The organism is Neptunomonas sp. CHC150 (genome assembly GCF_030397555.1).
GTDB lineage: Bacteria > Pseudomonadota > Gammaproteobacteria > Pseudomonadales > Balneatricaceae > Neptunomonas > Neptunomonas phycophila.
The window spans coordinates 204,861-218,097 of sequence record NZ_JAPNXU010000006.1; the positions used below are offsets into that span (position 1 = coordinate 204,861).

At 45.1% G+C, this 13,237-nt stretch carries 12 protein-coding genes; 9 read left to right on the top strand and 3 right to left on the bottom strand.

Annotation, left to right across the window (positions count from 1 at the left end):
• The first annotated feature begins 81 nt into the window (after nt 1-81).
• The 3 genes from OW491_RS06990 to dnaQ are packed head-to-tail and all read left to right on the top strand — an operon-like array spanning nt 82 to nt 2,022.
• Nucleotides 82-858, top strand: a complete 777-nt coding sequence (locus tag OW491_RS06990) for a class I SAM-dependent methyltransferase (RefSeq protein WP_215151905.1) — start codon at nt 82-84, stop codon at nt 856-858.
• Nucleotides 845-1,288, top strand: a complete 444-nt coding sequence (rnhA, locus tag OW491_RS06995; protein WP_075179044.1) for a ribonuclease HI — start codon at nt 845-847, stop codon at nt 1,286-1,288. The genes OW491_RS06990 and rnhA overlap by 14 nt, the downstream gene beginning before the upstream one ends.
• A gap of 5 nt (nt 1,289-1,293) precedes the next feature.
• Nucleotides 1,294-2,022: a DNA polymerase III subunit epsilon gene (dnaQ, locus tag OW491_RS07000; protein WP_075172451.1), complete on the top strand. Its 729-nt coding sequence runs from the start codon at nt 1,294-1,296 to the stop codon at nt 2,020-2,022.
• Nucleotides 2,023-2,076: 54 nt separating this feature from the next.
• Here dnaQ and nhaB read toward each other — a convergent pair whose 3' ends face one another.
• Nucleotides 2,077-3,579, bottom strand: a complete 1,503-nt coding sequence (gene nhaB, locus OW491_RS07005; RefSeq protein WP_290035318.1) for a sodium/proton antiporter NhaB — start codon at nt 3,577-3,579, stop codon at nt 2,077-2,079.
• A gap of 214 nt (nt 3,580-3,793) precedes the next feature.
• Here nhaB and nudC point away from each other — a divergent pair, with 214 nt between their 5' ends.
• The gene (gene nudC, locus OW491_RS07010) at nt 3,794-4,552 is read left to right on the top strand and encodes an NAD(+) diphosphatase (protein ID WP_290035319.1); all 759 of its coding nucleotides are present in this window, start codon (nt 3,794-3,796) and stop codon (nt 4,550-4,552) included.
• Nucleotides 4,553-4,603: 51 nt separating this feature from the next.
• On the opposite strand, the gene OW491_RS07015 is transcribed toward nudC, so the two are convergent.
• The gene (locus OW491_RS07015) at nt 4,604-4,927 is read right to left on the bottom strand and encodes an SCP2 sterol-binding domain-containing protein (RefSeq protein WP_290035320.1); all 324 of its coding nucleotides are present in this window, start codon (nt 4,925-4,927) and stop codon (nt 4,604-4,606) included.
• A gap of 146 nt (nt 4,928-5,073) precedes the next feature.
• Between OW491_RS07015 and sohB the strand changes: the two genes are divergently transcribed.
• The 5 genes from sohB to OW491_RS07040 all read left to right on the top strand — a co-directional run bounded on the left by sohB (nt 5,074) and on the right by OW491_RS07040 (nt 9,588).
• The gene (gene sohB / locus OW491_RS07020) at nt 5,074-6,153 is read left to right on the top strand and encodes a protease SohB (protein WP_290035321.1); all 1,080 of its coding nucleotides are present in this window, start codon (nt 5,074-5,076) and stop codon (nt 6,151-6,153) included.
• A gap of 95 nt (nt 6,154-6,248) precedes the next feature.
• Nucleotides 6,249-6,908: a TetR/AcrR family transcriptional regulator gene (locus OW491_RS07025; protein ID WP_290035323.1), complete on the top strand. Its 660-nt coding sequence runs from the start codon at nt 6,249-6,251 to the stop codon at nt 6,906-6,908.
• A gap of 39 nt (nt 6,909-6,947) precedes the next feature.
• A complete protein-coding gene (locus OW491_RS07030; RefSeq protein ID WP_075172446.1) occupies nt 6,948-7,424 on the top strand; it encodes a L,D-transpeptidase in 477 nt (158 codons plus the stop codon).
• Nucleotides 7,424-8,437, top strand: coding sequence for a beta-N-acetylhexosaminidase (gene nagZ / locus OW491_RS07035; RefSeq protein ID WP_290035325.1), 1,014 nt, complete (start codon nt 7,424-7,426; stop codon nt 8,435-8,437). The genes OW491_RS07030 and nagZ overlap by 1 nt, the downstream gene beginning before the upstream one ends.
• Nucleotides 8,437-9,588: a mechanosensitive ion channel family protein gene (locus tag OW491_RS07040; RefSeq protein ID WP_215151900.1), complete on the top strand. Its 1,152-nt coding sequence runs from the start codon at nt 8,437-8,439 to the stop codon at nt 9,586-9,588. The genes nagZ and OW491_RS07040 overlap by 1 nt, the downstream gene beginning before the upstream one ends.
• 60 nt (nt 9,589-9,648) lie before the next feature.
• Here the strand turns inward: OW491_RS07040 and mfd are convergent, their stop codons facing one another.
• Complete coding sequence (gene mfd, locus OW491_RS07045; protein WP_290035654.1) at nt 9,649-13,077, bottom strand: transcription-repair coupling factor; 3,429 nt, start codon at nt 13,075-13,077, stop codon at nt 9,649-9,651.
• Nucleotides 13,078-13,237 lie beyond the last annotated feature (160 nt).

Here is a 13,237-nt window from a genome sequence, read left to right on the forward strand (position 1 = left end):
TAATTAGCTAGAGATTACCCTAAAGCGAGTGGGCTGTTAATATGTGGAAATCTTTACAGGTAATCGCAATACAGGGCTTTCATGAAGTTTAAACAACAGCTCAGCAGTGATGAGTTAACAGACCCGCTTCGCTCTTGGCTATCCAAAGGCCTGGGCAATGAGCTTTGGGAAGCAGAACAAGATGTCTTAAATCGCATTTTGTCTGGTCTATATGGAAGCCATATGGCTCAAATAAGCTTAAATCCGCTAGTAGATGTAGCCGAAAAAAGTACGGTTCCGCATAAGGTCATTGTCTATCACCGTTTAGAGCTCGGAATGCATCCATTTAGCATTGTTGCGCAAAGCAATGAGCTACCGATAGAGCATAACAGTATTGATGTTGTGATTTTGCACCATGCTCTGGATTTCTCTTCTACGCCTCATCAGGTATTGCGTGAGGCTTCACGTATATTGCGCCCAGGTGGTTACATAGTCATAGTCGGATTTAATCCATGGTCTTGGTGGGGGTTACGCCGCAAACTTAGTCGTAAACAAACAAAGCCAATCTGGCATCATGCGCATTTCATTGGTCATGGCCGTTTAAGTGATTGGATTAGCCTTTTGGAGCTAACGGAGGTTAAAGCCGAAAGTCATTACTTTTACCCGCCTTACCAAACGGATACTATTCGCCAGCGTTTTAAGTGGGTCGAGCCAGTATTAAAACGATTTGTGCCAGGAGCCGGAGCGTTTAATGTTGTGCTTGCTCGAAAAGATGTAGGTAGTATGCGGGTGATTCAAAATAGAAAACGTTCCCGTCGTTTTATTAAATTACCGGTAGTCGAACCGGCAACAAGAGGTCAAACACGTGGAACCCGTTAAGATTTACACCGATGGCGCTTGTAAAGGAAACCCAGGCCCGGGGGGCTGGGGAGCCCTTTTGCGTTATGGTGAGAAAGAAAAGCAGTTATGGGGTGGAGAGTTAGACACTACCAATAACCGTATGGAATTAATGGCTGCTATCAAAGCGTTGGCCGAACTAAAGCGCAATTGCCACGTTATTTTAACCACCGATTCTCAATATGTTCGCAAAGGTATTACCGAGTGGATCACTGGGTGGCGAAAAAACGGTTGGAAGACTGCCGCCAAAAAGCCGGTCAAAAACGCAGACCTTTGGCAACAATTAGATGCGCTAACACAGCAGCACACTATCGATTGGCGCTGGGTAAAAGGCCACTCGGGCCATCCAGAGAATGAGTTAGCTGACGAATTGGCTAACCGTGGTGTTGAAGAGATTATTCAAAAGGCATAAGCACGATGCGTCAAATAGTATTGGATACAGAAACAACGGGTTTAGAGTGGTCACAAGGCCATAACGTAATTGAAATTGGTTGCGTTGAAATGGAGCGTCGCCGATTAACAGGACGTACTTACCATCAGTATATAAAGCCTGATCACGAGATAGATGCTGAGGCTATGGCTGTGCACGGCATTACCAATGAGTTTTTGGCGGATAAGCCCAAATTTAGTGGTATTGCCCAAGAGTTTTTAGACTTTGTGACCGGTGCCGAGCTAATTATTCATAACGCAGCATTTGATATTGGCTTCTTGGATGCTGAGCTAGCGCGTAATGGAATAGACATTAAGATACGTGATGTCTGCTCAGTGATTGACTCATTATTAGTTGCGAGAAAAAAGCATCCGGGGCAAAAGAATAACCTAGATGCGTTATGTAAACGTTATGGTATTGATAATACGCACCGCGAATTGCATGGCGCGTTACTCGACTCCGAGATTCTGGCCGATGTTTATTTAGCGTTAACTGGTGGGCAGCGATCTTTGATGCTCGCGGATGAGGATGGAGACGGTGGTGACGATGTTGTTGTACTCAAACGAGTAGGAGAAGAAGCGCAAGGTTTAACAGTGCTAAAAGCGGATGACAGTGAGTTGCAGGCCCACGAAGCTTTTTTAAGAAAGTTGGATAAAAAAGTAGATGGGCAATGCTTGTGGCACACGATTGATGAGGCTTCTGTCGTTAAAGGTTAGCACAACAAAACACAAAAAAGCGGGCGTAAATGCCCGCTTTTTTGTGTGTCTGTATTAAAGAGCTATAACAACAGCTGAATAGCCGACTAAACTCATCACGATTGTATATGGCAAAGCCATAACGACCATTTTTCCGTATGACAAACGAATTAATGGAGCAAGTGCAGAGGTGAGCAAAAATAAGAATGCTGCTTGACCATTGGGAGTGGCAACGCTCGGGATGTTGGTCCCTGTATTGATGGCAATGGCAAGCGCATCAAAGTGCTCGCGAGTAATTTCGCCTGCATTAAGCGCTGCTACTACTTCATTAATATAAACGGTTGCTACAAATACATTGTCACTAATGGCTGATAAAACGCCGTTGGCGATAAAGAATAGACCGGGTTGTGCATCAATATCCATTGAAAGAACAGCATGGATGATAGGTTGGAACAAGTGCTGATCGTGTATGACAGACACGATCGAGAAAAAGACAACCAGTAGTGCTGTAAAGGGTAGCGCTTCTTCAAATGCCTTGCCGATTTGGTGCTCTTCTACTACGCCGTTGAAGGCTGTAAGCAGAATAATAATAGTGAGACCAATCAAGCCTACCTCGGCTAAATGAAGTGCCAATGCAAATACAAGAAATATAGAGACTACAATCTGAACACCTAGTTGGGCTTTATCACGTAATGTGCGTTTAGCATCTTCTTTAGCCGCAAAGTCTTCCAGAATAGCGCGAACGTTATCGGGCAGTTTCGCGCCATATCCGAAGGCTTTTGTTTTTTCGAGTAAGACACATGTTAGCAAACCTGCAGCGAGAACAGGCATGGTGATAGGGGCCATTAGTGTGAAAAAGGTAATAAAGTCCCAACCCGCTTTTTCTGCAATAAGCAGGTTTTGCGGTTCCCCAACTAGGGTGCATACACCACCCAACGCTGTGCCGACCGCCCCATGCATGAGTAAGCTGCGTAAAAAACCGCGAAAGTCTTCTAGCTCGCTGCGATTGACTTCGTGGATGGCGTCATCGTTTCCGTGATCATGCGCATGGTCGCTATGCTTGCCAGAAGCTACTTTGTGATAAACAGAGTAAAAACCAACACCGACACTAATTAGAACTGCTGTTACAGTCAGTGCATCTAAAAAAGCAGATAAAAAAGCCGAAGAAATAGAGAATAATAAAGAAAGGTAAATCTTAGAGCGGACGTTTAACAAAATTTTTGTAAAGATCCACAATAACATCCCCTGCATGAAGTAAATCCCTGCCACCATAAACATAAGTAAAAGGATAACTTGCAGGTTGCCACTGACTTCATGGTATACGCTCTCAGGTGACGCTAACCCAATAGCAATAGCTTCTATGGCCAGTAAACCGCCGGGTTGAAGAGGGTAGCATTTAAGCGCAAGAGCCAATGTGAAAATGAATTCAAAAATAAGTACCCAACCAGTAGTAACAGGGCCTGCTACCATTAATAAAATTGGGTTAAGGATTAGAAAGCCAATAATAGCTTGCTTATACCAGACAGGCGAATTCCCGAGGAAATTCCGCATAATTGCCTGAGAAAAAGTGGTGGTCATGGGTCATCTTCCTATTAATGAACAGACTTTTGTTCACTTGTTGAACATAAAGCGCGAGCTAGCCTAGCAGTAGATGGTTGAAACCTGAACAATTTTCTGTAAAAAGAGCTAAGCTCGTGCATCATAAGTAATAATTTTGAATTGTCATTTAGGCTTTTGTCCATAAATGTTAACTATTTGATTTAGAACAAAAGTATTGGTTTTGGGGTGTGTTTTGGTTAATAAGTATTTTATGGCAGTCAATGGCGCTTTGCTGGAAACGCAAACGGGGAGTGCTGTTGTAGAACTTTCCAGTGCTCAATTAGCGGAAGCTGAAGCCGTCTACGCCGTCGGGGAGTTAGAGAATACCCTTTACAGTGTGGTTGTTTTAAACGAGATGGGCAGTCAGCTGTACAGCCCTTTGAATCTGCGCAAGCTTCTGGGTGAAGCTACTAGTGAAGCTGAGTACATTATTTTTTCGCGCGCTTCACAAATTTCGGTGTGGCATGATCAGCATCGTTTTTGTGGGCGTTGTGGCGGTGTTATGGAACACCATTCAGTTGATTTGGCGAAACACTGCGCTGCCTGCGGGTTAGTTCAGTACCCGCGTATCTCTCCGTGTATTATTGTGCTGGTAACTGATGGGGATCGCTGTCTGCTCGCGCGCTCACCTCATTTTCCACCTGGGCGTTTTAGCACCTTAGCCGGTTTTATTGAGGCAGGTGAAACAGCCGAGGCAGCGGTGCATCGAGAAATAATGGAGGAAGTGGGTATTCAGGTAGAAAACGTGCGCTATCATCAAAGCCAATCTTGGCCTTTTCCTCATGCTTTGATGTTGGGTTACTTCGCTGAATACGCAGGCGGTGAGTTAGCGCCTGATGGTGTTGAAATAGAAGAGGCGCATTGGTATCACCGAGATCATATGCCCGACTTGCCTCCGTCATTTGCAATATCATATGCCTTAATCGAACATTTTATGTTAGGTAAAGTGTAATAACGGTTTTATTGGCTGTGCGCGGAAAATTGCGGCTACGGTATTTACGCGCTAGGCCTTAAATAGCTTACTGAGTTTAGTCGCCAATATGACATTCCCTTCAGCCCGTAAGTTACCTTTGAGAAAAGCACTCATGCCGTCTTGTTGCCCTGTAACTACCCGTATAAATGTTGCACTGTCCATGCGAAGCACAATAGAGGGGTCGTCATGTTGTCCGTATTCTGGTGTGCACATTTGATCATCGATATGAATGAAAAAGTCGTCGCCATCTTCTAAAACAAATTGAAAAACACTGCTCATGCCTTTTGCGGCATCGGGTTGAAAGCGAGATGTTAGCTTACTGATTACTTTTTCAACGGTAATATCGCTACTCATTACAAACTTTTCCTTAAAACATCAACATGAGATAGTGCGGAGTATATCAGGGTCTAGGCGGCTTTTGTGTCATTGCTTATCTCGCTTGTGTTACATTACGCGACTGATTGCTGGAACCCAGCGCAAAATTTTTTGGAGAGTGGAAGTTGTCTGAATTTTTCTTTGAGTACGGTCTGTTTTTTGCCAAAGCTCTTACCGTATTGGTAACTATATTGATTGCTTTAGCAGGGATTATCGCTATTAGTGCACGTGGACGTCGTGATAACAGTGATGGTGAAGTTGAAATCACCTCGATGAATGACGTGTATGACGATATGAAGGATGCGGTTGAAGCGGCTGTGCTAGATAAAGATCAATACAAACAACAGCTTAAACTTCAGAAAAAGCAAGAAAAACAAGAAGCTAAACAGCGCAAAAAGGAATCAAAGAAGGCTCCGCCTTCTAATGACCAAGACAATGTAGAAAAGAAACGGGTCTACGTGTTGGATTTTGATGGTGATGTGCATGCTAGCGATGTTGAGCCAATGCGTGAAGAAATTTCTGCCATTTTAACCTTTGCTAGACCAACAGATGAGGTTGTGCTTCGTTTAGAAAGTGCAGGAGGATTAGTCCATACCTATGGCTTAGCCGCGTCTCAGCTTGAGCGTATTAAAGCCAAAGGTATTCCGCTAACAATTATCGTCGATCAAGTGGCTGCCAGCGGCGGTTATCTCATGGCGTGTTTAGCCGATAAGTTGCTAGCAGCGCCGTTTGCTTTGGTTGGTTCGATAGGTGTAATCGCTCAACTACCTAATTTTCATCGTGTGCTTAAAAAGCATGATGTTGACTTCGAAATGTTCACGGCGGGTGAATACAAACGCACCGTAACCATGTTTGGTGAAAACACTGAAAAAGGTAAAGAGAAGTTCGTAGAAGAGCTTGAAGATACACATGCATTATTTAAAGAGTTTGTAAGCCAGTATCGTCCTTTAATGAACATTGAGGTCGTCGCTACGGGTGAAGTGTGGTTTGGTAAACGGGCCTTAGAACTGAAGTTGGTTGATCAGTTAGCAACCAGTGATGATTACATCATGGCTGCTTGCGAAAACGCTGATGTCTACAAGGTGCGTTATGAAGTTAAAAAATCTTTGCAAGAGCGCTTGAGTGAGCTGTCAATTAAAACAGCGGATGGCGTTTTTTCTAAAATTTGGGAGCGCGTCTCAAATAGCCGTTTCTTGTCCCGTTAATAGTTGATTGCATACGTAAATTTGGTGTTTTTTTAAAACATGGTCTATTGTTTTTTATGTATGTTTAAAACAACTATTTGATCGGAGACTCGGGCTTGTCGCAATCCAAAACTGCTCGGCAAATACAAGCTGCCGCTGAAACCCTTTTTGCAGAACAAGGCTTTGCAGAAACGACGATGCGGCAAATCACAACAGCAGCTGATGTAAACCTCGCTTCGGTAAATTATCACTTTGGTTCTAAACAAGGGCTTATTCAAGCGGTAGCGGAAAGTTACTTGCATCCTCTTTGTCAGTATATTGAAGATGCTATTCATGAGCGGCTTTCATTAAACAGTGGCGATACCGTTACGCTCAACGAATTGATAGAAATGCTAATGCGTGGGTTATTGCAAGTGCATAACCATAACACTCATGCTTTATCGATGTTCTCGCGGCTGCTTGATCTGGCTTACATGAAAAATCAAGAAGAGCTGCGCACCTATTTGTTGGGTTTGTATCGTAGCCGTTTGGCTGTTTTTTTGGAACTCTTGCGTCAAGATTCCTCGCCAATGGATGATGATGAGTTCTTTTGGCGATTGCATTTTTTATTAGGTTCTATGGTATTTACTTTTTCAAATATTCATACCATTGCGCGCATTGAAAAGAGCGATTTAAACAAAGATATAGAAATCGAACTTATTTTCCATCGTATGATTCCCGTGATATCCGCCGGATTTATGGCGCGTTCGGAACAAACACATTTTTGCAGGCTCTGATAGAATCCACCCTATAGTGGATTAAACAGGGATTACTTGATGAAACTGCATCTTAATATAAAAGAGCAGCAGCTAACCTTAATTGAGCCGGGTCGAACGACCCGGTTTTCTATTTCAACCGCCGCTAATGGCGCCGGAGAACAAACCGGTTCCGGTTGTACCCCACGTGGTTTACACATTATTCGCGCTAAAATTGGTGCGGGCCTTCCAGAAAACGCTGTGTTTATTGGCCGTCGATTTACAGGGGAAATTTACTCTTCAGCACTTGCGCAATCTAACCCTGGACGAGATTGGATACTGACACGTATTTTGTGGCTCAGTGGCTGCGAGCCTGGCGTTAACCGCTTGGGTAATGTCGATTCAATGCGTCGTTATATTTACATACATGGTACGCCGGAAACAGAGCCTATGGGGGTTCCTGCTTCGCATGGTTGTATCCGTATGCGCAACAATGATTTATTAACATTATTTAATCGTGTTTCAGTGGGGACACCGCTGTTGATTGAGGAGTCATGATGAGTACCGGTTGTGTCATGTTAGATGTGGCAGGTCATGAGTTGACCGACAAGGAGCGCCAGCGTCTACAGCATCCGCACGTGGGTGGATTAATTTTATTTGCGCGCAATTATCAGTCCAAACAACAATTGCGCTCATTAGTGGCCGATATACGTCAAGTAGCGCCTGATATTGTGATTGCAGTTGACCAGGAAGGGGGGCGGGTACAACGATTTAGAGATGGATTTATGCGCTTGCCCGCCATGAAAGTTATCGCGGATCGCTGGCTAGATAGACCTAAAGAGGCTGTCGCATTATCGGAAATGATTGGCTGGCTAATGGCCGCTGAGCTGATTGATCTGGATATTGATATCAGTTTTGCGCCGGTTTTGGACTTGGATCTTGAGCGTAGCCAAATCATTGGCGATCGCGCTTTTGGTTCCACACCAGAACAAGTTATGGCCTTAGCCTCTGCTTTTATGAAAGGAATGCACTCGGCAGGCATGGCTGCTACCGGTAAGCACTTTCCTGGGCATGGTTGGGTTATTGCGGATTCGCATTTGGCGGTTCCTACAGACGAGCGTCCGTTTTCTGTGATTGCCCAGCAGGATATGCAGCCGTTCAAATTCATGATTGAGCAAGGCTTAGATGCCATTATGCCCGCCCACGTGATTTATACGCAGGTAACGGAAAACACCGCAGGGTTTTCGCCATTTTGGTTGCAAGAGGTATTGCGTCAACAGCTTGGGTTTGAAGGCGTTATTTTTAGTGATGACCTCAGCATGGAGGGAGCATCTGTCGCTGGTGGATATCCAGAGAGAGCCGCGGCCGCTTTGAAGGCCGGTTGCGATATGGTGTTGGTCTGTAATAAGCCGGAGGCTGCTGATCAAGTGCTGGGGTATTTGGATTCGCTGGAAGATGGCGGCCTTTGTCACCGTAGTTTACGTATTTCACGGATGCGTCATAAAAATAAAGTATTAGATCAGCTGAGAATAGCTGATGTTAAACAGCAAGTAGAAATGGAATTAGCGTAATGGAATTTGATGGTAAAGAGATAGCGCAACCCATACAACAATGGATAACTGAATCTTTCTCATTGAATCAGGAAAATGCTTGGATTGTCGTTGTTTTTGCTATCGTGCTGGTGACACTCATTGTGGCATTTATTCTGGGACGTTTTTTTAACCGTCTGCACAAGTCCTTAGCTAGAACACGAACAATTTGGGATGACCTGCTAATAGAGGCGATGCGCAAGCCCGTTATTATTCTCGTATGGGTAATTGGTGGCGGTTTTGCCTTTGATGTCATTGATGCTTCTACAGGCACTGTACTATTAGATGTTGTAACTCCCATCCGAAAAGTCTCCGTTATTATCTTAATTGGTTGGTTCTTAGTACGTTTTGTCGGTTTAACCGAAAAAGCACTGATTGATCCGGTTGGAATTAACACCAGTATGGACGAAACCACCGTAAGCGCATTGGGCAAGCTAGTAAGGTTGGCGTTAATCATTACTATTGGTTTGGTGGTTTTACAGACCTTTGGGTACAGTATTTCGGGGGTTTTAGCCTTTGGTGGGATTGGTGGTATTGCCGTTGGTTTTGCCGCGAAAGATCTGTTAGCTAACTTTTTTGGCGGGCTTATGATTTATCTTGACCGGCCCTTCAAAGTAGGTGACTGGGTGAGAAGCCCTGATAAAAATATTGAGGGCACAGTTGAAGACATCGGTTGGCGTTTAACGCGCATACGTACTTTCGACAAGCGTCCTCTATACGTTCCGAATGCGACTTTCACAAGTATCTCGGTCGAAAATCCATCACGTATGACGAATAGACGTATCTACGAGACAGTAGGTGTTCGTTATTGTGATGTTGCTACGGTTCGCCAGATAGTCACAGATGTTAAGAATATGTTGAGGGGGCATGAGGCTATCGATCAAAACCAAACAATGATTGTTAACCTCAATACATTTGCGCCTTCCTCGCTCGACTTTTTTATCTATACCTTTACCAAAACAACTGATTGGATTGAGTATCATGAAATAAAAGAGGATGTTCTGTTGAAGGTGATGGAGATCATTGAGTCGAACAATGCGGAGGTGGCATTTCCAACATCTACTGTCCACTTGGTGCCTGAAGGAGAGTTTCAGGTGTCATCTGTTGGCGTACAATCTGCTCCTCAGTCCTAGAAATCAGGGATGTCCATCCTTGGATATCCCTGTTCGTTAATGTCCGTATGGTGCTTTACATCACCCTTTAGGGGTTAACGCTGTCAATAAGTCCTCGATGGCGCTAAAGCGTGACTCTGTGTCGTCCATAGGCGCGGTAAAACGAAGGTGGCTTGCACCTTCTAGCTTGTAGCGTTTAGGTTGTTTTTGAACCAGCGTGACCAAGGTGAATGGATCAATTTTGGTGTCGCTGCCAAACTCTAGTCGCCCACTGCCGCTTCCTGCGTCCAGTTTAACGATACCTAGATCATTAGCTATGAGCTTAAGACTTGTTAGCCTAAATAAGTTCTTAGTCTGCTCGGGTAGCATGCCAAAACGGTCGATCATCTCGATTTGTAGCTCTTTAATCTCGATATCATTTTTCGCACTCGAAATCCGTTTGTACATGATGAGTCGGTTGTGTACATCCGGTAAATAATCATCGGGGATAAGAGCGGGTATGCGTAGATTGATTTCTGCCCCGTGGTGCAGAGGTTTGTCGAGGTTAGGCGTTTTGCCATCTTTAATGGCTTGGATCGCTTCTTCAAGCATTTCCATGTATAAACTGAAGCCTATGCCTTGTATCTGGCCGCTCTGTTCTTCACCTAATAACTCACCGGCACCGCGAATCTCTAAGTCATGAGTGGCTAGCGTAAAGCCTGCACCCAGGTCTTCCGCTAGTGCTATAGCCTCCAGTCGCTTTTGGGCGTCAGTTGAAATGCTTTTGGGCGGCGGTGTCAGCATATATGCGTAAGCTTGGTGATGTGAGCGCCCAACGCGTCCGCGTAACTGATGTAGCTGTGCTAAGCCAAATTTATCAGCACGGTCGATAATAATAGTGTTGGCATTAGGAACGTCGATACCTGTTTCTATAATCGTGGTACACAGCAAAACGTTGTGACGCTTGTGGTAGAAGTCTGACATGACTTGCTCCAGCTCACGTTCTCGCATCTGGCCATGGCCTACACCTACACGCGCTTCAGGAACTAATGCGCGCAACTCTTCAGCGACTTTTTCTATGCTCTTTACTTCGTTGTGTAAGTAGTAGACTTGTCCACCGCGCAGTAGCTCGCGCAAAATCGCTTCTTTAATGGTTGGGTTGTCTGATTCGCGGACAAAAGTCTTCACGGCTAGGCGTCTAGCGGGTGGTGTAGCAATAATTGATAAGTCTCGCATACCACTCATCGCCATATTCAGTGTTCGAGGAATAGGCGTGGCTGTCATGGTAAGGATATCGACCTCAGAGCGTAGTGATTTAAGCCGCTCTTTTTGTTGGACGCCAAAGCGATGTTCTTCGTCGATAATAACGAGTCCAAGGTTCTTAAACTCTATGTCGCCCTGTAGGAGTTTATGGGTGCCTATGATGATGTCGATTTGGCCATCATTAAGCTTTTCTATTACGGCAGATTGTTGTTTTGCCGTTCTAAAGCGCGAAATTAATTCAACTGTTACGGGCCAGTCAGCAAAGCGATCTCTAAAGTTCTCGAAATGTTGTTGTGCTAGGAGTGTGGTAGGTACCAGCACTGCCACTTGTTTGCTGCTTTGTGCGGCCATAAACGTAGCTCGCATGGCTACTTCGGTTTTGCCAAACCCAACATCGCCACAAATTAACCGATCCATGGGCTGAGGGGATGTCATATCACGCAATACAGATTGGATGGCCGTTTCTTGATCTGGCGTTTCTTCAAAAGGAAAGCTGGCAGCAAACTGTTTATAATTTTCCTCCGGATCATCGAACTGAAAGCCTTTGCGGGCAGCGCGGCGGGCATAGATATCTAATAACTCTGCTGCCGTATCACGGATTTTTTCTGCCGCTTTTTGCCGAGCTTTGCTCCATTGTTCGGTGCCTAAGCGATGGAGAGGGGCGAGTTCGTCGGTTGTACCGCTATAGCGACTGATTAAATGGAGCGATGAAACGGGTACAAATAACTTGGCATCGTTAGCATACGAAAGCGCTACAAACTCATTCTTCTGTCCGTCAAGTTCGATGGTTTCTAAGCCAAGGTAACGACCCACACCATGATCAATGTGGACCACAGGAGAGTTAGGTGCTAGCTCGGCTAAATTGCGAATAACCAAGTCGGACTGATCTTTTTCGCGGGCGCGACGGCGACGTTGAAATACTTGACCGCCAAACAGTTGCGACTCTGTTATCACTTTTAGGCGGTCGGGGATGTTTAAACCGCGATCAAGTGGGAAGACCGTCATGCCTATTGTGCTGCTTCCTGTTTCGAAATCAGCCCAATTCTTAATCTGATCTGGCTTTATATTGGCCTTGGATAGCAGCTCCAGCAATGATTCTTTACGCCCGGGTGATTCGGCGCAGAATAACCATTTTTGTTGTGGGTTGTCATCCATATAGTGGGTGAGTTTTCCCAATGGGTTGGGTGATTGGGCGTTGACGCCAAGGTCTGCCGTGGCTTGGCTGGCAAAGTTGCTGCGGCCCGCATTTATCTCCAGTTCTTGAGCGCAGAACTGGAGCCGCTTAAATGGTTTCAGGGCGCTGAATAACTCATTCTCCGGCAAAAATACGCGGTTTGGAGAGAGGATAGGCTTTTCGATATCATGGCGACGGTCTTCAAAGCGACTATTGGCATCGCTCCAAAACTGTTTGCAGGGTGTCTCAAGCGATTCCTCTGTAATGATGAGTGTATCGGCTGGCAAAAAATCAAACAGTGTTGCTGTTTCATCGAAAAAGAAAGGTAAGTAATACTCGATACCTGCAGGCGCTAATCCTTGGCTCACATCTTGATAAGTTGGGCAGCGACGGTAATCAACATCAAAGTTAGCACGCCAGTTTTGCTTGAAAAGGGCGATAGCCTCTTCGGTTAACGGAAATTCACGTGCAGGTAGCAATCGAATTTGGTCTATTTTGTCGATTGAGCGTTGTGATTCCGGATCAAAAGTTCTGAGGGTGTCGATCTCATCATCAAACAAATCGATTCGAAATGGGGTGTCTGACCCCATGGGGTATAGATCGATAATAGAGCCTCGAACGGCAAATTCACCGTGCTCGTATACGGTTTCAACGGCGCGATAACCGGCATTGGTTAATTGTTCGCGCAAGCGATCAATATTCAAACGTTGCCCTGTATCTAGCAGCAATGAATGGGCTTGTAAGAATGACGGGGGAGCAATGCGATGCAGAAGCGTACTCAGTGGAACGATAACGATACCGCGTTCTATCTGTGAAAGGCGGTTGAGTGTACTTACACGCGCTGAGGTTATATCTTGATGCGGTGAAAATGAGTCATAAGGTAGAGTTTCCCAGTCGGGAAATGGCAGTACTTCTAATGCGTTATCAGCAGTGTAAAAACGAATCTCGTTTTCGATCAATGCAGCGCTATCACTGTTTTTGGTAATGACCAGTGTTAATCGTTGGTGCTGTTGAGCCGCTTTGGCAACAACCAAGCCGGCTGCGCTTTCATGAACATTGCCTAGCCATTTAATATCGCCGGCTTTTGTCGGCATTGGAAAGACCCAATCGGTCACTCGCTTTCTCCCCATATCAACGATTTGTTACAACACAGGCGCTAATGGTACAGACTCAATTACAAAGTTTCGACAATAAAAAGTAGGACACCAAAAGCCTCTTTTTCTTGCAAATGAGGCCCACTAAAGTACTTAAATC